Annotated in this window: 26 protein-coding genes and 3 tRNA genes; 18 read left to right on the top strand and 11 right to left on the bottom strand. The window is 71.4% G+C overall.

Annotated features, from left to right (window positions below):
* The first annotated feature begins 1 nt into the window (after position 1).
* Positions 2-1,222: a class I SAM-dependent RNA methyltransferase gene (locus tag ACE3T5_RS10345; RefSeq protein WP_374667221.1), complete on the top strand. Its 1,221-nt coding sequence runs from the start codon at positions 2-4 to the stop codon at positions 1,220-1,222.
* Positions 1,215-1,631 carry a putative toxin-antitoxin system toxin component, PIN family gene (locus ACE3T5_RS10350; RefSeq protein ID WP_374667223.1) on the top strand — a complete coding sequence of 139 codons (417 nt, stop codon included), beginning with the start codon at positions 1,215-1,217 and terminating at the stop codon, positions 1,629-1,631. Before ACE3T5_RS10345 ends, ACE3T5_RS10350 begins: the two co-directional genes overlap by 8 nt.
* 3 nt (positions 1,632-1,634) lie before the next feature.
* On the opposite strand, the gene ACE3T5_RS10355 is transcribed toward ACE3T5_RS10350, so the two are convergent.
* Together ACE3T5_RS10355 and ACE3T5_RS10360 are read right to left on the bottom strand one after the other, a co-directional pair.
* Positions 1,635-2,120: a nuclear transport factor 2 family protein gene (locus ACE3T5_RS10355; protein ID WP_374667225.1), complete on the bottom strand. Its 486-nt coding sequence runs from the start codon at positions 2,118-2,120 to the stop codon at positions 1,635-1,637.
* A gap of 46 nt (positions 2,121-2,166) precedes the next feature.
* Complete coding sequence (locus ACE3T5_RS10360) at positions 2,167-3,051, bottom strand: LysR family transcriptional regulator (RefSeq protein WP_374667227.1); 885 nt, start codon at positions 3,049-3,051, stop codon at positions 2,167-2,169.
* A gap of 84 nt (positions 3,052-3,135) precedes the next feature.
* On the opposite strand from ACE3T5_RS10360, the gene ACE3T5_RS10365 reads away from it, so the two are divergent.
* Positions 3,136-4,146: an epimerase gene (locus ACE3T5_RS10365; protein ID WP_374667230.1), complete on the top strand. Its 1,011-nt coding sequence runs from the start codon at positions 3,136-3,138 to the stop codon at positions 4,144-4,146.
* A gap of 39 nt (positions 4,147-4,185) precedes the next feature.
* Positions 4,186-5,331, top strand: a complete 1,146-nt coding sequence (locus ACE3T5_RS10370; protein WP_374667232.1) for a twin-arginine translocation pathway signal protein — start codon at positions 4,186-4,188, stop codon at positions 5,329-5,331.
* 22 nt (positions 5,332-5,353) lie between these two features.
* On the opposite strand, the gene ACE3T5_RS10375 is transcribed toward ACE3T5_RS10370, so the two are convergent.
* From ACE3T5_RS10375 to ACE3T5_RS10385, 3 genes are read right to left on the bottom strand one after another with little or no spacing between them, the layout of a single operon-like run.
* Complete coding sequence (locus tag ACE3T5_RS10375; protein ID WP_374667234.1) at positions 5,354-5,845, bottom strand: CinA family protein; 492 nt, start codon at positions 5,843-5,845, stop codon at positions 5,354-5,356.
* On the bottom strand, positions 5,842-6,351 hold the full coding sequence (locus ACE3T5_RS10380) for a phosphatidylglycerophosphatase A (protein WP_374667236.1): 510 nt from the start codon (positions 6,349-6,351) through the stop codon (positions 5,842-5,844). Before ACE3T5_RS10380 ends, ACE3T5_RS10375 begins: the two co-directional genes overlap by 4 nt.
* Positions 6,348-7,250, bottom strand: coding sequence for a LysR substrate-binding domain-containing protein (locus ACE3T5_RS10385; RefSeq protein WP_374667238.1), 903 nt, complete (start codon positions 7,248-7,250; stop codon positions 6,348-6,350). Before ACE3T5_RS10385 ends, ACE3T5_RS10380 begins: the two co-directional genes overlap by 4 nt.
* 121 nt (positions 7,251-7,371) lie before the next feature.
* On the opposite strand from ACE3T5_RS10385, the gene ACE3T5_RS10390 reads away from it, so the two are divergent.
* A complete protein-coding gene (locus ACE3T5_RS10390) occupies positions 7,372-7,617 on the top strand; it encodes a hypothetical protein (RefSeq protein ID WP_374667240.1) in 246 nt (81 codons plus the stop codon).
* On the opposite strand, the gene ACE3T5_RS10395 is transcribed toward ACE3T5_RS10390, so the two are convergent.
* The 5 genes from ACE3T5_RS10395 to apaG form a co-directional block, all read right to left on the bottom strand.
* Positions 7,593-7,997: a thermonuclease family protein gene (locus ACE3T5_RS10395; protein WP_374667242.1), complete on the bottom strand. Its 405-nt coding sequence runs from the start codon at positions 7,995-7,997 to the stop codon at positions 7,593-7,595. The two genes, ACE3T5_RS10390 and ACE3T5_RS10395, sit on opposite strands and share 25 nt — an antisense overlap.
* Before the next feature lie 106 nt (positions 7,998-8,103).
* The gene (thiL, locus tag ACE3T5_RS10400) at positions 8,104-9,066 is read right to left on the bottom strand and encodes a thiamine-phosphate kinase (RefSeq protein WP_374667245.1); all 963 of its coding nucleotides are present in this window, start codon (positions 9,064-9,066) and stop codon (positions 8,104-8,106) included.
* A 68-nt stretch (positions 9,067-9,134) separates the two neighbouring features.
* Positions 9,135-10,280, bottom strand: a complete 1,146-nt coding sequence (locus tag ACE3T5_RS10405; protein WP_374667247.1) for a YbdK family carboxylate-amine ligase — start codon at positions 10,278-10,280, stop codon at positions 9,135-9,137.
* Entirely contained in the window at positions 10,273-11,532 is a 1,260-nt protein-coding gene (locus ACE3T5_RS10410; protein WP_374667249.1) for a cation:proton antiporter, read from the bottom strand. The genes ACE3T5_RS10405 and ACE3T5_RS10410 overlap by 8 nt, the downstream gene beginning before the upstream one ends.
* A gap of 21 nt (positions 11,533-11,553) precedes the next feature.
* Positions 11,554-11,934: a Co2+/Mg2+ efflux protein ApaG gene (gene apaG, locus ACE3T5_RS10415; RefSeq protein ID WP_374667253.1), complete on the bottom strand. Its 381-nt coding sequence runs from the start codon at positions 11,932-11,934 to the stop codon at positions 11,554-11,556.
* Positions 11,935-11,997: 63 nt separating this feature from the next.
* On the opposite strand from apaG, the gene rpe reads away from it, so the two are divergent.
* Together rpe and gph are read left to right on the top strand one after the other, a co-directional pair.
* Positions 11,998-12,681 (top strand): ribulose-phosphate 3-epimerase, encoded by a 684-nt coding sequence (gene rpe / locus ACE3T5_RS10420; protein ID WP_374667255.1) that lies wholly within the window; start codon positions 11,998-12,000, stop codon positions 12,679-12,681.
* Positions 12,682-12,833: 152 nt separating this feature from the next.
* Positions 12,834-13,532, top strand: a complete 699-nt coding sequence (gph, locus tag ACE3T5_RS10425; RefSeq protein WP_374667257.1) for a phosphoglycolate phosphatase — start codon at positions 12,834-12,836, stop codon at positions 13,530-13,532.
* Between the two features lie 12 nt (positions 13,533-13,544).
* Here the strand turns inward: gph and ACE3T5_RS10430 are convergent, their stop codons facing one another.
* A complete protein-coding gene (locus ACE3T5_RS10430) occupies positions 13,545-14,132 on the bottom strand; it encodes a chalcone isomerase family protein (protein WP_374667259.1) in 588 nt (195 codons plus the stop codon).
* A gap of 326 nt (positions 14,133-14,458) precedes the next feature.
* On the opposite strand from ACE3T5_RS10430, the gene trpE reads away from it, so the two are divergent.
* The 11 genes from trpE to ACE3T5_RS10485 all read left to right on the top strand — a co-directional run.
* Positions 14,459-15,979 carry an anthranilate synthase component I gene (trpE, locus tag ACE3T5_RS10435; RefSeq protein ID WP_374667261.1) on the top strand — a complete coding sequence of 507 codons (1,521 nt, stop codon included), beginning with the start codon at positions 14,459-14,461 and terminating at the stop codon, positions 15,977-15,979.
* On the top strand, positions 15,976-16,557 hold the full coding sequence (locus ACE3T5_RS10440) for an aminodeoxychorismate/anthranilate synthase component II (protein ID WP_374667263.1): 582 nt from the start codon (positions 15,976-15,978) through the stop codon (positions 16,555-16,557). The genes trpE and ACE3T5_RS10440 overlap by 4 nt, the downstream gene beginning before the upstream one ends.
* Complete coding sequence (gene ltaE / locus ACE3T5_RS10445) at positions 16,554-17,588, top strand: low-specificity L-threonine aldolase (protein ID WP_374667265.1); 1,035 nt, start codon at positions 16,554-16,556, stop codon at positions 17,586-17,588. Before ACE3T5_RS10440 ends, ltaE begins: the two co-directional genes overlap by 4 nt.
* Before the next feature lie 10 nt (positions 17,589-17,598).
* Positions 17,599-18,249, top strand: a complete 651-nt coding sequence (locus ACE3T5_RS10450) for a LysE family translocator (RefSeq protein WP_374667267.1) — start codon at positions 17,599-17,601, stop codon at positions 18,247-18,249.
* A gap of 18 nt (positions 18,250-18,267) precedes the next feature.
* Positions 18,268-19,299 (top strand): anthranilate phosphoribosyltransferase, encoded by a 1,032-nt coding sequence (gene trpD / locus ACE3T5_RS10455; RefSeq protein ID WP_374667269.1) that lies wholly within the window; start codon positions 18,268-18,270, stop codon positions 19,297-19,299.
* Positions 19,300-19,302: 3 nt separating this feature from the next.
* On the top strand, positions 19,303-20,091 hold the full coding sequence (gene trpC, locus ACE3T5_RS10460) for an indole-3-glycerol phosphate synthase TrpC (protein ID WP_374667271.1): 789 nt from the start codon (positions 19,303-19,305) through the stop codon (positions 20,089-20,091).
* Positions 20,092-20,093: 2 nt separating this feature from the next.
* Complete coding sequence (locus ACE3T5_RS10465) at positions 20,094-20,828, top strand: uracil-DNA glycosylase (RefSeq protein WP_374667273.1); 735 nt, start codon at positions 20,094-20,096, stop codon at positions 20,826-20,828.
* 86 nt (positions 20,829-20,914) lie between these two features.
* A tRNA-Tyr gene (locus tag ACE3T5_RS10470) sits at positions 20,915-21,000 on the top strand.
* An 89-nt stretch (positions 21,001-21,089) separates the two neighbouring features.
* Positions 21,090-21,163: transfer RNA gene (locus ACE3T5_RS10475), tRNA-Gly, on the top strand.
* Between the two features lie 31 nt (positions 21,164-21,194).
* Positions 21,195-21,269: transfer RNA gene (locus ACE3T5_RS10480), tRNA-Thr, on the top strand.
* Positions 21,270-21,338: 69 nt separating this feature from the next.
* The coding region (locus ACE3T5_RS10485; protein ID WP_330907415.1) for a GTP-binding protein at positions 21,339-21,477 on the top strand (139 nt) is incomplete at its 3' end.

The raw sequence follows: 21,477 nt of genomic DNA on the forward strand, positions 1-21,477 counted from the left end.
CATGAACGACCTGCCGCTCTTCCTGCCCTGCGCCGCCGGCGTGGAGCCTTGGCTCGCCGAGGAGGTGGCGCGCGTGGGCGGCAGCGGCGCGCGCGAGGTGCAGGCCGCCCGCGGCGGCGTGCGCCTGGCCGCCGACTGGGCCGCCGTGATGCGCCTGAACCTGCACAGCCGGCTCGCGCAGCGGGTGCTGGTGCAGGTGGGCCATGCACCCTATCGCCACGAGGATGATGTCTACGCGGCCGCCATCGCGGTGGCGTGGGAAGCCTGGTTCACGCCGCGCCAGAGCTTCAAGATCGAGCTCACCGCGCACCAGAGCCCGCTGAAGAGCCTGAACTTCGCTGCGCTGCGCATCAAGGATGCGGTGGCGGACCGTTTCCGCGAGCGCGGCGGCGTGCGGCCCGATGTGGACACGCAGCGGCCCGACGTGCGCGTCTTCGCGCATCTGGGTGCCGAGCAGCTCACGCTGTATGTGGACACCTCGGGCGAACCCCTGTTCAAGCGCGGCTGGCGCGCCGACAAGGGGGATGCGCCGCTGAAGGAGACGCTGGCGGCCGCGATGCTGGCCGCCAGCGGCTGGGACGCCACGGTGCCCCTGTACGACCCCTGCTGCGGCAGCGGCACCATCGCCATCGAGGCCGCGCAGATCGCCTGCGGCATCGCGCCGGGCCTGCTGCGGCGCTTCGGCTTCGAGCGGCTGGCCGGCCATGACGCCGCGGCCTGGGCGGCGATCAAGGCGCAGGCGCAGGCCGCGCGACACGCCCCCACGGCGCCGGTGTTCGGCAGCGACGTCGCGCACCGCATGGTCGACTTCGCGCAGCGCAACGCCGAGCGCGCCGGCGTCGCGGCGGCGCTGCAGCTGCGCGGGGGGGATGCGCTGCAGCGCATGCCGCCTTCGGAGAACCCGGGCGTGCTGCTGCTCAACCCGCCCTACGGGGAGCGCATCGAGGCCGCTGGCGTGGCCGGGCGCGGGCGGGGCGGCCGTGAGCAGGCGCAGATGGCGCAGGCCGGGGACTTCTTCGCGCAGCTGGCCTCGCACTGGAAGCGGCACTACGCCGGCTGGACGGCCTGGGTGCTGTCGCCGGACGCGAAGCTGCCCACGCGCATGCGGCTGAAGGAGTCGCGCCGCATCCCGATGTGGAACGGCCCGATCGAATGCCGCCTGTTCCGCTTCGACATGGTGGCGGGCTCGGCCCGTGCGCGCGATGCAGCCCCTGGTGATTGACACGAACATCGTGCTGGACCTGCTGGTCTTTCGCGATCCGGCGGCGGCACCGCTCTCGGAGGCACTGGGCGCGCGTCGCCTGGCGTGGCTTGCGACGGATGCCATGCGCGAAGAACTGGCGCGCGTGCTGGGCTATCCGCATCTGGCGGCCCGGCTGGCGCGTGATGGCGGATCGGCGGAGGGTGTGCTGGCGCTGTTCGACGACTGGTCGCAGCGGGTCGAAGCGGCGCCGCGTGCGATGTTCGTCTGCGGCGATGCGGACGACCAGAAGTTCATCGACCTGGCCGTGACGCATGCCGCGATGCTCATCTCGAAGGATCGCGAGGTGCTGCGCATGGCCCGCCGGCTGGCGCGCCTGCGGGTGGCCACGGTCCGCGCGTGGGCGCCGACGCCCGGCGCCCCGGCCTGAGGCTCAGCCGCGCGCGAGGAAGCGCCGCAGGTTGGCATCGGCCTGCGCGCGCACCTTGTTGCGCAGCATCGGCGTCCAGCCCAGCAGCAGGCCCGGCGTGCCGAGCGCCTGGCGCGACCACGCCCAGAAGTCGAAGCGGTCGTGGTGGCGGACGATCAGGCCCTTGTGGTCGAACACGAAGCGCGCCGAGATGCGGTTGTGCACCAGGCGGCCGGTGGCGCTGAAGCGGTAGTGGGCGTCCCAGCGGGCCTGGCCCGCGTCGCCGCTCGCGGCGACGTCGGACCAGGTGAGCTTCCAGTCGTCGCGGCCCTTGTCGCGCGTGGCCGCGCACAGCATGCGCCACATGCCGCCCACTTCCTCGCGGCCGCGCAAGTGGAACACCTCGTCCTCGAACTCGGCGTCCTCGGCGTAGCACATCGCCATGCGGTCGGCGTCCAGGCGGGCGAAGGCGGCGTAGAAGTTCTCGATGGTGGCGCGGTGGTCTTGCATCGGCGGGCTCTCCGGCGGGTCGTTGGGCGGCCCTGCGGGCCGGGGATCAGAGCGCGCGGGGCAGCGCCTGGGCGAGGAAATCGTACACCGCGCGGATGCGGGCATTGCTGCGGATCTCGCGGTGCACCACCAGCCACATCGGCAACGGCGGGATCTTCAGCGTGGGCAGCAGGGGCTGCACCTGCGGCTCGGTAGCCGCGAGGTAGTCGGCGACGAAGCCGATGCCGATGCCGTTGCGCACCGCCTGCCAGTAGGCGATGAGGTCGTCGGTGCGCAGCACGAAGACGCTCGGGTCGGCCTCGAAGCCGAAGCGGCGGTAGGCCTGCAGGATGGCGCCGCCCTGGTCGTCGCCGATCACGTCGTGCTGCAGCAGGTCGGCCAGCTGGCGTGGCGTGCCCCGACGGGCGAGGTAGTCGCGGTGCGCATAGGTGCCCAGCGTGACCTGGCCTACCCGGCGGGCGATGAGGCTGGCCTGGTCGGGCTGCACCATGCGCAGCGCGATGTCGGCCTCGCGACGCAGCAGGTTGCTGACCGCATTGCTCACCACCAGCTCGATCTGCACCTGCGGCAGCGCAAGCCGCATGCGCGCCAGGATGGGCGGCAGCAGGTGGCAGGCCACCGGCTGGCTGGCGCTCAGCCGCACCGTGCCGCCCAGATCGCCGGCGGTGGCGGTGGCGCCCCGGGCGAGCTGGTCCGCGCCGGATTGCATGGCGCGCGCCGCCTCGGCGAGGCGCAGCGCGGTCGGGGTGGGCAGCAGCCCGCGCCCGGTGCGCTCGAACAGGGTGGCCCCCAGCTGGGATTCCAGCTCGGCGATGTGGCGACCGAGCGTCGGCTGGCTGGCTCCCAGCGCCCGCGCGGCGCCCAGCAGGCTGCCGTGGTCGAGCGCGGCCAGGAAGGACCGCACCAGGTTCCAGTCGAAGGAGGTATTCATGTCTGCATAGCTGCTATGGATGCGTATGCAATTGTGGGGAAGAGCGGCGACTTCCACAATCCATGCATCCACAGGAGCAACGCCATGTCCGATCCCGCCACCGTCCTCGTTCTCGGCGCCCGCGGCCGCCTGGGCGCTGCCGTCACCCGCGCCTTTGCGCAGGCGGGCTGGCAGGTCGCGGCGCAGGTGCGCCCGGGTGCGGGTTCGCTGCCCGTCATCCCCAACGTGCGCTGGGTCCAGGCGCTGCCCTGGGAGACCGAGCCCCTGGCCCAGGCGGCCGGCCATGCGCCGGTGGTGGTGCAGGGACTCTCGCCGGCGTACACGCATCCCGCCTGGCGGCGTGACTGGCCGCGCCTGGCCGAGGCCGGCATCGCCATCGGCCGCCGGCTGGGCGCCACGCTCATGCTGCCGGGCAACGTCTACAACTACGGCCGCGCGATGCCGGCCGTGTTGCGCGAGGACACGCCGCAGCAGGCCGACACGGTGAAGGGGCGCATCCGCGTGCAGCTGGAGCGCCAGCTCGCCGAGGCCACGGCCGACGGCAGCCTCCGTGCCGTGGTGCTGCGCGCGGGCGACTTCTATGGGGCCGGCACCGGTACCCTGCTGGACCTGGTCGTCGCCAAGACGCTGCCGCAGGGTCGGGTCTCGTGGCCGGCGGCGCGCATGGACGTGGCCACGCCCTGGGCCTATCTGCCGGACCTGGCGCGCGCTTTCGTGGCCGTGGCGCGCTGTCGCGAGGCCCTGGCCCCGTTCGACACCCTGCACTTTGCCGGCCATGCGGCCACCGGCGCCGACTGGGTGGCCGCGCTCACCCGCACGGCTTGCGAGGCCGGCTGGCTCGCGCCCGACGGAACCCTGCGCGTGTCGCACTTGCCGTGGCCGCTGCTGCGCCTGGCAGGTCTGGCCGTGCCCACGCTGGCCGCGGTGAGCGAGATGCGCTACCTCTGGCAGACGCCGCATCGCCTGGACGATTCGCGCCTGCGCGTGCTCACCGGCCCGCTGCCGGCCACGCCGTTCGCGCAGGCGGTGCGCGAGGCTGTGGCCGCGCTCGGCCTGGCGTCGCCCACGCCCGCTGCCGCCCGCGCGGCCGTCTGATCCGCTGCCCCGATTCCTCACCCCCCCAGGAGCCCTGTCATGCATCGTCGTCAATTCCTGCGCGTCACCGGTGGTGGCGTCGTCCTCGCCGCCACGGCCGGCTGCTCCACCGCGCTGCCCGCCGAGGCCCTGGCCGCCTGGCAGGGGCCCTCGGCAGGCGAGCAGGACGTGCGCCGCTGGATCCTGTCCTATGCGATCCTGGCGCCCCATTCGCACAACCTGCAGTCGTGGCGCGTGGACCTGCGCACGCCGGGGGAGATCCTCCTGTACTGCGATCTCACGCGGCTGCTGCCGCAGACCGACCCGTTCTCGCGCCAGATCCTCATGAGCCAGGGCACTTTCCTGGAGCTGCTGGACCTCGCCGCGCGCGAGCGCGGGCAGCGGGCCGAGATCACGTTGTTCCCGGCCGGCGAGTTCGGCCCCGAGCGGCCGGACGAGCGCCCGGTGGCGCGCATCGTGCTGCGGCCCGATGCGGCGGTGACCCGCGATCCGCTGTTCGCGCAGATCCTCAGGCGCCGCACGAACCGCGAGGCCTATGAGGCCCGGCTGCCCGAGCCGGCGGCCATCCGCGCCGTGCTGCAGGCGACCGACGGGCAGCCGTTCCGCGTTGACGTGACGCGTGGCGATGCCGCCGAGCTGGCCGCGCATCGGGCCATCGCGGCAGAGGCCTGGCGGCTGGAGCTGACGACCCCGCGCACGCTGATGGAGTCCTACCACTACCTGCGCATCGGCCCGCGCGAGATCGCCGCGCACCGCGACGGCATCAGCCTCAACAGTCCCATGGTGCGGTTCGCGGATGCGGTGGGCCTGTTCGACCGCACGCAGACCCCTGCGCCGGACGACGCCAACGTGCGGCGCCAGATCGAGGACTTCCAGGGCAAGCTGGCCGCCACGCCGGCGTTCTACTGGCTGGTGAGCGAGGGCAATGGCCGCGTGGCCCAGGTACAGGCCGGGCGGGCCTACGTGCGCGCGCAGCTGGCCGCCACCGCGCAGGGCCTGTCCATGCAGCCGCTGTCGCAGGCCCTGCAGGAGTACCCCGAGCAGGCCGGCCCCTATGCGCGGGTGCACGCCCTGCTGCAGGCGCCCGCGCCCCGCTTCACGGTTCAGATGTGGGCCCGGATCGGCCATGCGCCGGCCATCGCGCCGTCGCCGCGCCGCGGGCTGCCGGCGCAGCTGATGGCATGAGTGCTCGAGCGGGCGCGAGGCGTCAGGCCAGCAGGCGCGCCAGCAGGCCGGCCAGGGCGTGCTCCACCGTCGCCGCGCGAACGGCCTCACGGTCCCCGTCGAAGCGGCACTGCTCGCTGGCCAGCTGGCCATCCACGCAGTAGCCGAACCACACCGTGCCCACGGGCTTGTCCACGCTGCCGCCGGTGGGCCCGGCGACGCCTGTGACGGCCACTGCCACGCGGGCGCGCGAGTGCCGCACCGCGCCGAAGGCCATCGCCCGAGCCACCACCTCGCTGACGGCGCCATGGGCAGCGATGTGCGCCGCGTCCACGCCCAGCAGCTCCACCTTGGCTTCGTTCGAGTAGGTGACGAAGCCGCGCTCGAACCAGTTGCTGGAGCCGCTCAGGTCGGTGCAGGCCCCGGCGATCAGTCCGCCGGTGCAGCTTTCCGCCGTGGCCATCATCCAGCCCAGGGCCGGCAGCCGGGTGGCCAGGGCCTCGCACAGCGCCGGGGTACGGTCGGTGAGCCTCATGCGAAGTGCCTCCACAGCGCGATCACGAACAGGGTGCAGAAGGCGGCGACGAAGTCATCCGCCAGGATGCCGAAGCCGCCGCGCCAGCCGAAGCCCTTGAAGCGCCGATCAGCCCAGGCTACCGGTCCCGGCTTGGCGGCGTCGAAGAAGCGGAACAGCGCGAAGGCCGCGATCTGGCCCGCCCAGCCGGCCGGCGTGACCAGCCACAGCACCAGCCAGAAGGCCACCACTTCGTCCCAGACGATCTGGCCGGGATCGGCCACCCCCAGGTGGCGGGCCGTGGTGGTGCAGCCCCACCAGCCGATCACGGAGGACACCGCGATCAACGCGCCCATGCCGGCCGGCCCCAGCCAGGCCTGCAGCGGCGCGAAGCTGAGCCAGGCCCACAGCGTGCCCACGGTGCCGGGCGCCCAGGGCGACAGGCCGGAGCCGAAGCCCAATGCGATCAGGTGCGCCGGATGCGCCAGCATGAAGCGCGGCGTGGCGTGCAGGGGCGGGATGTTCATGCGGCGGCGCGGCCGAACCAGTCGGCCCAGTAGTCGATGCAGGCCCGCACGCGGGGCAGGCGATGGCGGCCGCCGATGGTGACGGCGTAGACGGGCACCGGCTGCGGGTCCACCCATTCGGCCAGCACCGGCACCAGCCGGCCTTCGCGCACCAGCTCGTCGCCCACCAGCGTGGCGAGTCGGCCGATGCCCAGGCCCTGCAGCACCATGGTGGCGGCCATGTTGGTGTCGTTGCTGGCGAAGGTGCCTTCGGCGACGTGGATCACCGTGCCCCCGTTCCCATGGAACGGCCACTGGTTGAGCGCCGGCACCGCCGTGTTGACCACGCGCGCGTGGGCATGCAGGTCCTCGGGCCGCTGCGGCAGGCCATGCGCCAGTGCATAGGCGGGCGCCGCATAGAGCGCCCGACCCAGCATCCCGATCTGGCGCGCCACCACGGCATCGGGCAGGTGTGTGGCGCTGCGGATGGCGACGTCGATGCCGTCGCGGGTCATGTCGACCAGGCGGTCGCTCACCTCCAGGGCGACGCTGAGGCGGGGATGCCGCTCGCGCAGGCCGGCCAGGCTGGGCACGATGCGGTACTGGGCCACCACGGTGCTGGCGCTCACGCGCACCAGGCCGCGCGCCTCGCCGCTGTGGACCGCGAACTCGCCTTCCAGGTCGTCCAGGGTGCTGGTGATGCGCAGGCAGTAGGCCAGGAAGGTCTGCCCCTCCGGCGTGAGCGACAGGCCATGGGTGGAGCGCAGCACGAGCCGCGCGCCGCAGGCCTGCTCGATGCGAACGAGTGCGCGCGAGACCTGGCTGACCGGTGCGTCGCGCTCGCGCGCGGCCGCCGACAGCGTGCCCAGCTGCGCCACGCGGGCGAAGAGGTGCAGATCGTCGAACTGGAGGGCGCGCACCGTTGAATGGTAGCGAGGGCCGGCGGCGGGTCTTGCGCTGTCTGCAAGAGCATGTTGCCGGACACGCCGTTTCCGCATCGGGCCGCGCTTCCTAGAGTGCAGGGACCGGAAAGGAACCGACATGAACCCGCAGATCACCACCCCCACGGCCCGCCGCCCCGACCCGGGCCGCCTCCATGAACTGGCCCGCGTGCGCGCGGCGGCACTGCGCCGCGAAGCCCAGGCCCGCTGGGTCGACGCCGCGGGCCGCGCCCTCTGGCAGGGGGCCCGCGCGCTGGGTGGCACGCTCGCGAACTGGGCCGCCCGCCCGCTGCCCGCCCCGCGGCAGCGCATCCAGCCGCGTCAGGGGCACCGCCCGTGCGCCTGACGGAACTGTCGCGGCCGCATCGGCTGCGGGCCCTGCCAGAGGCCGCGCCGCGCCTGCCGGGCCCGCTGCTGCTGGGCGGCATACGGTCCGCGGCCGCGCCCGCGGTCGTCGGACCAGGCATGCCCCTGCTGCACCAGCCAGGCGCCGATGTCCTGGCCGCGATGCGTGACCGTGGCGAGGGTGCGCCCGTAGTCGTCCACGCCGTGCGTCTGCACGCGCACCGGTTGGCGCAGCACCCGTTGCGCCAGCGCCTCGCGTGCCTCGGTGCCGTGCGCCTGGCACCGCTCCGGCGCATCGACGTGGCGCAGCCGAAGTTCCAGCGGGGCGCCACCCTGAGCGGGCCGCACCCAGAGCGAGTCGCCGTCGGTGACGTGGGTCACGGTACCGGCCAGGGTGGCGGCAAGGGCCCAGCCAGGCAGGCCTGTCGCTAGGGCTGCCAGGGTTCCGGTGAAGGCGCGTGACAGCCAGCCGCCTCGGGCGCGGCGCTCAGCGGAAATGGTCGAACCCCTGCCAGTCACGACCCAACGGCACGCCTTGCGCATCGACGATGCGCAGGCCCGCCTCGGCGTCGATGCGGCCGATGCGGGTGACGGGCGTGCCGGTGGTGCGGCCTGCGGCCTCGACGGCCGCCCGCGCGTCAGGCGGTGCGGCGAAGGCCAGTTCATAGTCGTCACCCCCGGCCAGCACCAGATCCCGCATCGCCTCCGGTGGCGCTGGCCAGCCCAGGGCGCGCGCACCCAGCAGCGCCGCCGCGGCATCGGCGTCCACCGTCGCGCCCACCGCGGAGCGGCGCAGCACGTGGCCCAGGTCGCCCAGCAGACCGTCGCTGATGTCGATGGCCGCATTGGCGATGCCGCGCAGCGCCATGCCCAGCGCGACGCGCGGTGAAGGCTGCTCCATGCGCAGCCGCGCGGCCTCGAACACCGGCTGCGGCAGCGAGACCGTGCCACGGAAGGCCTCCAGCGCCAGACGCGCATCGCCCAGTGTGCCGCTCACCCACAGGTCGTCGCCGGGGCGCGCGCCGCTGCGCAGCAGGGCGCCGCCGGCGGGCACTTCACCGAACACCGTGATGCCGATGCAAAGCGGCCCGCGCGTGGTGTCACCGCCCACCAGCTCGCAGCCATGGGCGTCCGCGAGCGCGAGCAGGCCCTCGGCGAAGGCGCCCAGCCACGCCTCGTCGGCGCCTGGCAGGGCGAGCGCCAGCGTGAAGGCGAGCGGCTCCGCGCCGCAGGCAGCCAGGTCGCTCAGGTTCACGGCCAGCGCCTTGTGGCCCAGCCGGCGCGGATCCGCGGTGGAGAGGAAGTGCCGGCCCTCGACCAGCATGTCGCTGGAGACGGCCAGCTGCATGCCGGGGCGCGGCTGCAGCAGCGCGCAGTCGTCGCCCACGCCCAGCGGGCTGCGGCGCGGCGCGCGCGTGAAGAAGCGTTCGATCAGCTCGAATTCACCCATGTCCGATTCGATGTGCGGCCTGCCGCGCGGCGATGGGCCGCGCCGGTTGCGGGGCCGGGGATGCGAGCTTAACCGCGCCCGCGGAAGCGCTCGGCGCCCTGGCGCACGGTCTCCGCGAGGAGGCGCTCCCGCGACTGGGTCTCGCGCAGCCAGCGGGCGTCGTTGCGCGCACGCTCGGCCGACTCGCGCAGCAGCTCCACGCTGGCGGCGGCGCCCAGGGCCTGGGCATGCGGCGCGATGCGCTCGAGGGTGGCGAGGATGTGCTCGCGCAGGGGCAGGTGCTCGCCGGTCTCGGGCTCCACGTACACCGCCTCCAGCCCGAAGCGGCAGGCCTGGAAGCGGTTGTAGGTGTAGACCATGTAGTCGTCCTCGCGCGGCTGGAACGGCTGCTCGTGCAGGAACCACGCGGCCAGCGCCTGCACGAAGCCCGCCAGTGCGGCGGCGCGCTCGATGGTGAGCGGCGTGTCGAACACGCGGATCTCGATCGTGCCGTACTCGGGCTTGGGTCGGATGTCCCAGTAGAAGTCCTTCATGCTCTTGACCACGCCGGTGCGGGTGGTCTTGGCGAAGAACTGCTCGAAGGCCTGCCAGGTCTGCACGAAGGGCGCGCGGCCCGACATCGGGAACGCGAACACCGAGTTCAGCCGCGCGGAGTCGAACTGCGTGTCCTGCCCCTGCACGTAGGGCGAGCTGGCCGACAGCGCGATGAAGTGCGGGATGTAGCGCGACATGCGGTGCAGCAGCACCAGCGCCGTGTCGGCATCCGGGCAGCCCACGTGGACATGCTGGCCGAAGATCGTGAACTGCTTGGAGAGGTAGCCGTACAGCTCGGACAGCTGGCGGAAGCGCGGCTTGTCGTAGATGCGCTGCTGGTGCCACTGCTGGAACGGGTGCGTGCCGCCGCCCACGCAGGCGATGTTGAGCTTGTCGGCGCAGCGCACCAGCGCGTCACGGATCTGCGTGAGCTGGCCCAGGACGTCGGTGGCCGAATGGCACACGCCGGTGGAGATCTCGATCATGCTGGAGGTCATCTCCGGCACCACCGAGCCCGGCAGCGGGATGCGGGCCATGAGGCGCAGCATCTCGTCGGAGAACGGCGCCAGGTCGTAGTCGTGCGTGTTCACGAGCTGCAGTTCCAGCTCCACCCCCAGCGACAGCGCGGCGGACTGGCGGAAGGGCTCCAGCGCGGGGGTCGGCGCGAGCGTGCTATCCACGGGCGCCTCCGCTGGCCAGCGTGGGCAGCAGCGGGCGATGCGGCGGCCGGCCGGACTCGCCGGCGCGCGCCAGCGCGTAGGTGGCCACGATGGCGCCCAGCACTTCCATCAGCAGGATGGCGGGCAGGGCGATGCCCGCCACCTGGGGGCCGATGCCGCTGGCGACGCCGTGGAACTGCGCGACCAGGAGCAAGGCCACCGACGACATGGGGGACATGGCGCAGCCGGTCCAGAACGCCTGGCGCAGGCTGGTGCCGCTGCCGCGGTTGGCGAGTGCCACGCCGCCGATCTTGGCCAGTGCACGGGCGATCACCACGGCGGCCACCAGGCTGGCCGCCCCGGCCAGCCACTCGGCGCGCGCTGCGACAACGGACACCAGCACGAACATCAGCATGGTGAGCAGCGATGCGGCGGTACCCAGCTGCCGCGGCCAGGCCCATGGGCGCGGCTGCAGCTGCTTGAGCAGCACGCCGCCCAGCAGGGCCGCCAGCGGGGCCGAGCCGCCGAAGTGCGCGGCCAGCGCAGTGCCGGCGGCGATCACGCAGATCAGCAGGATGGAGGTGTTCTCGCTGGTGGGGTTCATCACCCGCAGCGCCGAGCGCAGGGCCAGGGCGATCACCGCGCCGACAACGATGGAGATGCCCAGCACCACCACCACCGGATAGACCGTGCCCAGCAGCGAGGCGCCGGCATCGGCCGGCTCACCGGCGCGCGCGCTGACGAGCGTGAGCGCGTAGAGCGTCGACAGCGTCGACAGGGCCAGCGCGCGCTCGGTCACGGCGCCGGCCGCATGGGTGTCGATGACCACGCGGCTCAGCACTGCCGGCGAGGCCGCCATGGCGATCAGGGCCACCGCTTCGGCCACGTCGGCGCCGACGCCCAGCCAGCGCAGCGCGTGGTAGACCGCCAGAAGCGTGAGCGTGCATTCCAGCAGGCTCTGCAGCAGCACCATGGGGTTGTGGCGGAACCAGCGCAGGGCGAGCCGGCCGCCGGCCTCGAACAGCACCACGGCCACGCCCAGTTCCAGCAGGAAGAGGCCGACACCGTGCAGCGGCCAGGCCGCGCCCGAGAAGCCCGCCAGGCCGGCGATGGTGCCCACCAGGGAGTAGCCCACCACCTTGGGCAGACCGGTGTGGCGCTGCAGCAGGTGGCCGGCCGCGGCGGCTGCCGCCAGCAGCAGCGACCACTGCACGGTGGGCAGGCCGGCGGACGGCCGCAGCCACTGCCCCCAGATGGCCATCCAGTCTTCCATCGCCGCCTTTCCCCGCGCCCCTCAGTGCAGGACGCGGCGGCTGCCGTCGTCGAGAACGAAGGCCGGGATGTCCACCTCGAAGCGCTCGCCGTCCTCGGCCACGCAGAAGTAGCTGCCTTCCATGGTGCCGGTGGGCGTGCGCAGCCGGCAGCCGCTGGTGTACTCGAAGGCCTCGCCCGGGCGCAGCAGCGGCTGCTGGCCGACCACGCCCAGGCCCTTGACCTCTTCCACCTGGCCCAGGGCGTTGGTGATGAGCCAGTGGCGCGAGATCAGCTGCGCGGCGACGTCGCCGACGTTGGTGATGGTGATGGTGTAGGCGAAGCCGTACAGGCCTTCCTCGGGCGCGGACTGCTCGGGCAGGTAGCGGGGGCGGACTTCGACCTGGAATGCATAGTGGGCCATGGAGGCGCATGCTAGCGCGCAGGGCAGCACCACGTCGCGCCCGGGGTTTGCGAGAATGCCGGCATGAGCACGACCCATCGCATCGCCCCATCGATCCTGTCCGCGGATTTCGCCCGCCTTGGCGAGGAGGTGCGCAACGTCATCGCGGCCGGCGCCGACTGGATCCATTTCGACGTGATGGACAACCATTACGTGCCCAACCTCACCTTCGGGCCGATGATCTGCTCGGCACTGAAGCCCCACGCGAAGACGCCCGATGGCGCGCCGGTGCCCATCGATGTGCACCTCATGGTGCAGCCCGTGGATGCGCTGGCCCAGGCCTTCGCGGAGGCCGGCGCCGACCTCATCAGCTTCCACCCGGATGCGTCCACCCACGTGCATCGCAGCGTGCAGGCAATCAAGGCCCGCGGCTGCAAGGCCGGCCTGGTGTTCAACCCCGGCGCGCCGCTGGACGTGCTGGACTGGCTGATCGACGAGATCGACCTGATCCTGATCATGAGCGTGAACCCGGGCTTCGGCGGCCAGGGCTTCATCGACTCCGCGTTGCGCAAGATCGAGCTGGCCCGCAAGCGCATCGAGGCGAGCGGACGCGACATCCGCCTGGAGGTGGATGGCGGCATCAAGGCCGCGAACATCGCCCAGGTGGCCGCCGCGGGCGCCGACACCTTCGTCGCCGGCAGTGCGATCTTCGGCCAGCCGGACTACAAGGTGGTGATCGACGCCATGCGGGCGCAGCTCGCGCGCTGAGCGGGGGTTGGGGGACATGCCGCCATGGTCGCCCGGCTGCCGCGCGCACGCTGTAGGACGGCAGCCCGCCTCCCCGGGCGACAGGTCGGCCGGCCGCTGTCGGCCTTGTCCTACGTTCGGCCCGGGGGGCCATCCGGCATGACCATCGACCCGTGACGACCTGCACCGGATGGCCCGGCCTCGCGGGCGTGATCGTCGATCTGGATGGCACCCTGGTGGACACCCTGGATGACTTCCAGGCCGCCCTGGCGCGCATGCTGGCGGCGCTCGGCCTTCCGCCGGTGCCGCGTGCGGTGGTGGAGCGCTTCATCGGCAAGGGCTCGGAGCACCTGATTGCCAGCGTGCTGGCCCACGTGGGCGCGCCACCGGATGCCGACGGTTCAGCGTGGCAGGCGTACCAGGCGGCCTACCGCGAGGTGAACGGCCTGCATGCGCGCCTGTACCCCGGTGTGCCGGAGGGCCTGGCCGCGCTGGCGGCCGGTGGCCTGCGGCGCGCGTGCCTCACCAACAAGCCGACGGCGTTCGCGCGCGAACTGCTGCAACGGCTGGGCGTGGCCGATGACTTCGAGGCCGTCTTCGGCGGCGACGCCTTCGAGCGCAAGAAGCCCGATCCGCTGCCGGTGCTGCGCACCTGCGCGGCGCTGGGCTGCGAGCCGGGCCGTGTGCTGGTGGTGGGCGACTCCAGCAACGATGCGGCGGCCGCCCGCGCGGCGGGCTGCCCGGTGATCCTGGTCACCTACGGCTACAACCATGGCGAGCCGGTGCGGGGCGTCGATGCCGACGCCTTCGTGGACTCGATGGCCGATCTGCCGGCGGCCTGGCAGCGCGTGGGCGCCCGGCGCCCGCGCTGAGCCATGCCCCGCTCAGGCCTGCTTGCCCAGCAGGTTTTCCTTCAGCTTCCAGTCGGCCGGCGACGGGCCCAGCCAGATGCGCATGAGGGCGGTGTAGAACTCGGCTTCCTTGAAGGGTTCGCCCTGCTGCACGCCGCGCACGCTGATGACCGTGCCGGTGCCCGGGATCCAGTCGATCGTGAAGGTGTCGCCGGGGTTGAGCTTCTTGGTGTCGGTGAAGATCTGGCTCATGCGCATCAGGCCCGGGATCAGCTTGGAGAAGGCGGCCTTCTCCATGTTGTCCTCCACGCCGCGCGTGAACAGCTTGCCCAGTTCGCCGGAGTCGATCTCGCGCAACATGGTGATGGAGATGCGCTTGGCGCCGGTGGCCGCGAAGGCCTCCTCCGGCGTGCCCGCCTTCTTGGACAGGTACATGCCGGCGGTGTACACCTTGAACGGGCCGCGGTAGCGGATGCCCGCGCCATTGAGCTGCAGCTTGCTGCCCTTCAAGTCCATGGCGTCGTCGTACTTCACGCCCGAGACGGTGACGGGCTGCGCGATGGCGCCCGCGGCCAGCACCAGCGCGCCCAGGCCGAGGACCAGGCTACGAAGCAGTTTCATGATGATGTCTCCTGAAAATAGAACGGTCGTTCACTTTTGTGGATTGTGGGGAAGCGCGCCGCGGACTGGCAAGAGGGTTTGCGCTGGTAACGAAATGTTTAGAGTGCGCTGCCCATCGCCCGGAGCCGCTTTGCTACACTGCCCCTCGTGTTCATCCACCACACCGTGATCACAGGTTGCGCAGACCGGGGAGCCTGGCCCTGGCGCAAGCCTGCGCACGCCCGTTCCTGATCCGCACGGGGCAGCCCGTGCCCCGCGTTCCGCGCCCGGCGGGACTTTGAATGGACCCTGGCGGCTGCCGCCGCCCGAGCTTGTGGAGGCTCAACTTGATCACCGAACTTGAATTCAAGAGTCTTGCGCTGCAAGGCTTCAACCGCATCCCGCTGATCGCCGAGGCGTTCGCGGATCTGGAAACCCCGCTCTCCCTGTACCTGAAGCTGGCGCATGCCCGCGGCGGCGGCCGGCTGAGCTTCCTGCTCGAATCCGTCGTCGGCGGGGAGCGCTTCGGCCGTTACAGCTTCATCGGCCTGCCGGCCCGCACGCTGCTGCGATCGCGCGGCTTCGGCGACGAGGCCGTCACCGAGGTGGTGACCGACGGCCAGGTGGTCGAGACGGCGCGCGGCAACCCGCTGGACTTCATCGCGGCCTACCAGCAGCGCTTCAAGGTCGCCCTGCGGCCCGGCCTGCCGCGCTTCTGCGGCGGGCTGGCTGGCTACTTCGGCTACGACACGGTGCGCCACATCGAGAAGAAGCTCGTTCATACCTGCCCGCCCGACACGCTGGGCTGCCCGGACATCCTGCTGCTGCAATGCGAGGAGCTGGCGGTCATCGACAACCTGTCGGGCAAGCTCTACCTGATCGTCTATGCCGATCCCGGCAAGCCGGAAGCCTTCGCGAACGCGAAGAAGCGGCTGCGGGAGCTGAAGGAGCAGCTGAAGTACTCGGTCAGCGCGCCGGTCGTGCGCCAGACCGAGGGCTTCCCGTCCGAGCGCGAGTTCGCCAAGGCCGACTACCTGGCGGCGGTGGAGCGCGCCAAGGAACTGATCGCCGCCGGCGACTTCATGCAGGTGCAGGTGGGCCAGCGCATCAAGAAGCGCTACACCGAGTCGCCGCTGTCGCTGTACCGCGCGCTGCGCTCGCTCAACCCGAGCCCCTACATGTACTACTACAACCTGTGCGGGGCGGATGGCGCCAGCGGGGACTTCCATGTCGTCGGTGCCTCGCCGGAGATCCTGGTGCGGCAGGAGACCACGCCCGAGGGCCAGAAGGTGACGATCCGCCCGCTGGCCGGCACGCGCCCGCGCGGCGCCACCCCGGAAGTGGACCGCGCGGTGGAGCAGGAGCTGCTGGCCGACCCGAAGGAGCGCGCCGAGCACGTGATGCTGATCGACCTGGCGCGCAATGACATCGGCCGCATCGCGAAGACGGGCACCGTGAAGGTGACCGAGGCCTTCGTGGTGGAGCGCTACAGCCACGTGATGCACATCGTGAGCAATGTGGAAGGCATCCTGAACGAAGGCATGACCAACATGGACGTGCTCAAGGCCACCTTCCCGGCCGGTACGCTGACCGGCGCGCCCAAGGTGCATGCCATGGAGCTGATCGACCAGCTCGAGCCGAACAAGCGCGGCCTGTACGGTGGCGCCTGTGGCTACATCAGCTATGCCGGTGACATGGACGTGGCCATCGCCATCCGCACCGGCATCGTGAAGGACCAGACGCTGTACGTGCAGGCCGCCGCGGGCGTGGTGGCCGATTCGGTGCCCGAGCTGGAATGGAAGGAGACCGAGGCCAAGGCGCGTGCGCTGCTGCGCGCCTCCGAGCTGGTCGAGGAGGGTCTGGAATGAGCCGCCTCAAGTTGCTGATGGTCGACAACTACGACAGCTTCACCTACAACCTGGTCCAGTACTTCGGGGAACTGGGCGCCGAGGTGGAGGTGTTCCGCAACGACGAGATCACCGTCGAGGGCATTGCCGAGCGCAGGCCCGACCGCCTGGTGATCTCCCCCGGTCCCTGCTCGCCCGCGGAGGCGGGCATCTCGGTGGCGGCGATCCGCCACTTCGCCGGGCGGCTACCCATCCTGGGCGTGTGCCTGGGCCACCAGTCGGTGGGCGCGGCCTTCGGCGGGCGCATCGTCCGCGCGCGCGAACTCATGCACGGCAAGACGAGCGTGATCACCACCACGCGGCAGGGCGTGTTCCGCGGCCTGCCCGAGCAGTTCACCGTGAACCGCTACCACTCGCTGGCGATCGAGCGCGCCAGCTGCCCGGCCGAGCTGGAGGTGACGGCCTGGACGGACGACGGCGAGATCATGGGTGTGCGCCACCGTTCGCTGGCGATCGAGGGCGTGCAGTTTCACCCGGAGTCCATCCTCACCGAGCATGGTCACGCGATGCTGCGCAACTTCCTGGAGCCGGCCGCATGAAGACGGTGGACCTGCGCAGCGATACCGTGACCCAGCCCACGGCGGCCATGCGCGAGGCCATGGCACGCGCGCCGCTGGGCGATGACGTGTTCGGCGACGACCCGAGCGTGAATGCCCTGCAGGAGCGGATCGCGGCGCTGCTGGGCTTCGAGGCGGCCCTCTTCGTGCCCACCGGCACCCAGAGCAACCTGTGCGCCATCCTCTCGCACTGCCAGCGCGGCGACGAGTACATCGTCGGTCAGATGCAGCACTGCTACCGCTGGGAGGGCGGCGGTGCCGCGGTGTTCGGCAGCGTGCAGCCGCAGCCGCTGGCGCACCAGCCGGACGGCACGCTGGCGCTGGCCGACATCGCCGACGCCATCAAGCCCGACGACCCGCATTTCGCGCGCAGCCGGCTGCTCGCGCTGGAGAATACGCTGGGCGGCCAGGTGATCCCGCTGGACTATCTGCGGCAGGCGACCGCGCTGGCGCATGGGCGCGGCCTGGGCACGCACCTGGATGGCGCTCGGCTCTTCAATGCCGCCGTGGCGATGGACGCCGCCGATCCGCAAGGCGCCGCGCGGGCGATCGTCCAGGGCTTCGACACCGTGTCGGTCTGCTTCAGCAAGGGCCTGGGCGCGCCGGCGGGCTCTGCCCTGTGCGGCCCGCGCGAGCTGATCGCCCGCGCGCGACGGGTGCGCAAGATGGCCGGCGGCGCCATGCGTCAGGCCGGCGTGCTGGCCGCGGCGGCCTCGCATGCGCTGGACCACCACGTGCATCGCCTGGCGGAGGACCACGCACTGGCCCGGCGGCTGGCCGACGGCCTGCAAGGCATCGAGGGCCTTGCCGTGGTGCCGCCGCACACCAACATCGTGTTCGTCGATCTCACCGGGGCCGCACGCGAACGCTCGGCCGACCTGATGGCGCACCTGCGTGAACAGGGCGTGCTCGCCACCGGCCTGTATCGGCTGCGCTTCGTGACGCATCTCGATGTCGACGCCGCCGGCATCGATCGTGCGGTGGCCGCCATCCGCGCCTTCTTCCGCGCCTGAGGACCGCCCGATGCCCGATCTGCAACACCTCCTGCTCTTCATCGCGGCCGGCTGGCTGCTCAACCTCACGCCCGGGCCGGACGTGCTCTACATCGTGACCCACGCGCTGCGTGCGGGGGTGCGCGCGGGTGTGGTCGCCGGGCTGGGCATCACCGCCGGCTGCTTCGTGCACGTGTTCGCGGCCGCCGCGGGCGTGAGTGCGCTGCTGGCGGCCTCGGCCACTGCCTTCACGGTGCTCAAGTGGGCTGGCGCCGCCTACCTGGTGTGGGTCGGCGTGAAGCTGCTGCTGGCGCGCTCGCCGCAGCAGGCGCCGGATCTCGCCGCGCTGGCCGCGGCGCGGCCGCCCGCCAGCCTGCGCGAGGTCTTCCTCGGCGGCTTCTGGACCAACGTGCTGAATCCGAAGGTGGCCATCTTCTTCCTCGCCTTCGTGCCGCAGTTCATCGGCCCCGAGGTCGAGAACAAGGCGCTCGCCTTCGTGCTGTTGGGCACCCTGTTCAACCTCAACAGCGTGCCCATCAACTCCGGCTACGCGCTGGCGGCGGCCTGGATGGCACGCCGCGATGGCGTGCAGCGCGGCATGCAGTGGCTGGACCGCGTCGCCGGCGTGCTGTTCATCGGCTTCGGCATCCGCCTGGCCCTGTCCGACAATCCCTCCCGCTAACCGCCATCGAGGCCCGTCATGCCCATCACCCCCCAGGAAGCGCTGCAGCGCACGATCGAGCACCGCGAGATCTTCCACGACGAGATGCTGAAGATCATGCGCATGATCATGAGCGGCGAGCTGTCGCCGGTCATGATGGCCGCACTCATCACCGGCCTGCGCGTGAAGAAGGAGACCATCGGCGAGATCACCGCCGCCGCGCAGGTGATGCGCGAGTTCTCCACCAAGGTCCACGTGGCCGACCGCACGCACCTGGTGGATATCGTGGGCACCGGTGGTGACGGCTCGCACACCTTCAACATCTCCACTTGCTCGATGTTCGTCGCGGCGGCCGCGGGCGCCAAGGTCAGCAAGCACGGCGGACGCAGCGTCTCCAGCAAGAGCGGCAGCGCCGACGTGCTGGAAGCCCTGGGCGTCAACATCAACCTCTCGCCGGAGGCGATCGCGCGCTGCGTGGCCGAGGTGGGCATCGGCTTCATGTTCGCGCCCAATCACCACCCGGCCATGAAGAACGTGGCGCCGGTGCGCAAGGAGCTGGGCGTGCGCACCATCTTCAACATCCTCGGGCCGCTCACCAACCCGGCGGGCGCACCGAACATCCTGATGGGCGTGTTCCACCCCGATCTGGTGGGCATCCAGGTCCGCGCCCTGCAGCGGCTCGGTGCCGAACATGCGCTGGTCGTCTACGGCCGCGACGGCATGGACGAGGTCAGCCTGGGCGCCGCCACGATGGTGGGTGAACTGAAGAACGGCGAGATCTCGGAGTACGAGATCCACCCGGAGGACTTCGATCTGCCGATGGCGAGCAATCGCACGCTGAAGGTGGAGACGGCCGAGCAGTCGCGCCAGCTGCTGGTGTCGGTGCTGGACAACCAGCCCGGCGCGGCGCGCGACATCGTGGTCTTCAACGCCGGCGTGGCGCTTTACGCGGCCAACGTGGTGGCGGACATCCGGGCTGGCATCGCCCGTGCGCGGGAAGCGCTGGCCTCGGGGGCCGCGCGCGCCCGGCTGGACCAGCTCGTCGCCACCTCCAAGTCCCTGTCGGCCTGAGCCATGTCCGACATCCTGCAGAAGATCGTCGCCGTCAAGCACGAGGAGATCGGGGCGGCGCGCAAGAAGAAGCCGCTGGAGGCGATGCGCGAGGACGCGCTCAGCCGCGTGCTCACGCGCGATTTCGTCGGCGCGCTGCGGCGGCGCATCGCGGCCGGCCAGGCGGCGGTGATCGCCGAGGTGAAGAAGGCGAGCCCCAGCAAGGGTGTTCTGCGCGAGGATTTCATTCCCGCCGACATCGCGCAGTCGTATGCCGAGCACGGCGCTGCGTGCCTGTCGGTGCTGACTGACCGCAGCTTCTTCCAGGGCAGCCCGGACTACCTGAAGCAGGCGCGCGCCTCGTGCGACCTGCCGGTGCTGCGCAAGGACTTCGTGGTCGACCCCTACCAGATCTACGAGTCCCGCGCGATGGGGGCGGACTGCGTGCTGCTGATCGCCGCCTGCCTCACCGACTCGCAGATGGCCGAACTGGAATCGATCGCGCTCGGGCTGGACATGGCCGTGCTGGTGGAAGTGCACGACCGCGAGGAGCTGGTACGTGCCCTGCGGCTGAAGACGCCGCTGGTGGGCATCAACAACCGCAACCTGCGCACGTTCGAGGTGAGCCTGGACACCACGCTGGCCATGCTGCCCGAGGTGCCGGCGGACCGGCTGCTGGTCACCGAGTCCGGCATCCTGTCGGCGCAGGATGTGCAGCGCATGCGCGCAGCCGGCGTCCATGCGTTCCTGGTCGGCGAGGCGTTCATGCGCGCCGATGATCCGGGCGCGGCGCTGGCGGCGCTGTTCGGCTGAGCGTGGCCCAGGCGGCCCTGCCGTTCGAGCCGGCCCCGCAAGACGGTCTGCGCGCCTGGCCGCCTGGCCTGGACGCGCTGGCGCCAGGCTGGCACGACGAGGTGGCGGCCTTCCTGCGCAGCCCAGAGGGGGTGCGACTCGACGCATTCCTGCGTGAGCGGTTGCGCGCGCGTGCGGTGATCTATCCGCCGGACCCCCTGCGGGCGCTGCGGCTGACCCCCGTGGCCGATGTGCATGCGGTGGTGCTCGGCCAGGATCCGTACCACGGCCCCGGCCAGGCCGAAGGGCTCGCCTTCTCGGTGGCGCGTGGCGTGCGCATTCCGCCTTCGCTGCGCAACATCCTCGCCGAGGCGGGCGTCGCGCCTGCCGACGGCTCGCTGGTGCACTGGGCTTGCCAGGGCGTGTTGCTGCTCAATGCCATCCTCACGGTGGAGCAGGGCGCGCCGGCCAGCCACGCCCGGCAGGGCTGGGAGGCCCTCACGGATCGCCTGCTGGCCCGCGTGGCGGCCACCGCATCCCCCTGCGTGTATCTCCTCTGGGGCGCGCATGCCCAGGCCAAGGCGGGTCTGATCCGCCAGCAGGCCGCGGCACACCAGCGCGAGATCCTGCTGCTCGAGTGCAACCATCCGTCGCCATTGGCGGCCCGGCGGCCGCCCGCACCGTTCATCGGCAGCGGCCATTTCGCGCAGGCGCGCGCGTGGCTCGCTGTGCGCGGGATCACGGATCCCTTTCGGTGACAGGCCGGTGTCAGCGTCGGACCGCACTTCGCCCAATCAGGGCTTGCAACGAGGCGCGACACCCGTGCTATAGTTCGAGGTTCGCCGGAGGGGTGCCCGAGTGGCTAAAGGGGGCAGACTGTAAATCTGTTGGCTTACGCCTACGTTGGTTCGAATCCAACCTCCTCCACCAGGCGCCGATCCTCAGGGTCAAGGCGTCTGTCTGGCGAAGTGAAATGAAGGAATTGCTGTCAAGTCGTGGTGCCTGGAACCACCCCCTCAGCGGGAGTAGTTCAATGGTAGAACCTTAGCCTTCCAAGCTAATGACGCGGGTTCGATTCCCGTCTCCCGCTCCAGGCAAGGCAGCAGTTCCGGCGAAGAGATTTCGCCCATGTGGCTCAGTGGTAGAGCACTCCCTTGGTAAGGGAGAGGTCGCGGGTCCGATTCCCGCCATGGGCACCATATCAGGGTGCGCGCGAAGCCGCGCACCCGGTTGCGTGATCGTCTAGATACTTTTTTCGGAGTCGAAAAATGGCAAAAGGTAAGTTTGAGCGGACCAAGCCGCACGTCAACGTGGGCACGATCGGCCACGTGGACCATGGCAAGACCACGCTGACGGCGGCGATCACGACGGTGCTGTCGACGAAGTTCGGCGGCGAGGCCAAGGCGT

Source organism: Ramlibacter sp. (assembly GCF_041916345.1).
Lineage (GTDB): Bacteria > Pseudomonadota > Gammaproteobacteria > Burkholderiales > Burkholderiaceae_C > Ramlibacter.

Bases quoted from the DNA above. Each gene is read 5' to 3' on its own strand.
- ACE3T5_RS10345 (WP_374667221.1), top strand. From the start codon at position 2: ATGAACGACCTGCCGCTCTTCCTGCCCTGCGCCGCCGGCGTGGAGCCT.
- ACE3T5_RS10355 (WP_374667225.1), bottom strand. From the start codon at position 2,120: ATGCAAGACCACCGCGCCACCATCGAGAACTTCTACGCCGCCTTCGCC.
- ACE3T5_RS10360 (WP_374667227.1), bottom strand. From the start codon at position 3,051: ATGAATACCTCCTTCGACTGGAACCTGGTGCGGTCCTTCCTGGCCGCG.
- ACE3T5_RS10365 (WP_374667230.1), top strand. From the start codon at position 3,136: ATGTCCGATCCCGCCACCGTCCTCGTTCTCGGCGCCCGCGGCCGCCTG.
- ACE3T5_RS10370 (WP_374667232.1), top strand. From the start codon at position 4,186: ATGCATCGTCGTCAATTCCTGCGCGTCACCGGTGGTGGCGTCGTCCTC.
- ACE3T5_RS10375 (WP_374667234.1), bottom strand. From the start codon at position 5,845: ATGAGGCTCACCGACCGTACCCCGGCGCTGTGCGAGGCCCTGGCCACC.
- ACE3T5_RS10380 (WP_374667236.1), bottom strand. From the start codon at position 6,351: ATGAACATCCCGCCCCTGCACGCCACGCCGCGCTTCATGCTGGCGCAT.
- ACE3T5_RS10390 (WP_374667240.1), top strand. From the start codon at position 7,372: ATGAACCCGCAGATCACCACCCCCACGGCCCGCCGCCCCGACCCGGGC.
- thiL (WP_374667245.1), bottom strand. From the start codon at position 9,066: ATGGGTGAATTCGAGCTGATCGAACGCTTCTTCACGCGCGCGCCGCGC.
- ACE3T5_RS10410 (WP_374667249.1), bottom strand. From the start codon at position 11,532: ATGGAAGACTGGATGGCCATCTGGGGGCAGTGGCTGCGGCCGTCCGCC.
- apaG (WP_374667253.1), bottom strand. From the start codon at position 11,934: ATGGCCCACTATGCATTCCAGGTCGAAGTCCGCCCCCGCTACCTGCCC.
- rpe (WP_374667255.1), top strand. From the start codon at position 11,998: ATGAGCACGACCCATCGCATCGCCCCATCGATCCTGTCCGCGGATTTC.
- ACE3T5_RS10430 (WP_374667259.1), bottom strand. From the start codon at position 14,132: ATGAAACTGCTTCGTAGCCTGGTCCTCGGCCTGGGCGCGCTGGTGCTG.
- ACE3T5_RS10440 (WP_374667263.1), top strand. From the start codon at position 15,976: ATGAGCCGCCTCAAGTTGCTGATGGTCGACAACTACGACAGCTTCACC.
- ltaE (WP_374667265.1), top strand. From the start codon at position 16,554: ATGAAGACGGTGGACCTGCGCAGCGATACCGTGACCCAGCCCACGGCG.
- ACE3T5_RS10450 (WP_374667267.1), top strand. From the start codon at position 17,599: ATGCCCGATCTGCAACACCTCCTGCTCTTCATCGCGGCCGGCTGGCTG.
- trpD (WP_374667269.1), top strand. From the start codon at position 18,268: ATGCCCATCACCCCCCAGGAAGCGCTGCAGCGCACGATCGAGCACCGC.
- trpC (WP_374667271.1), top strand. From the start codon at position 19,303: ATGTCCGACATCCTGCAGAAGATCGTCGCCGTCAAGCACGAGGAGATC.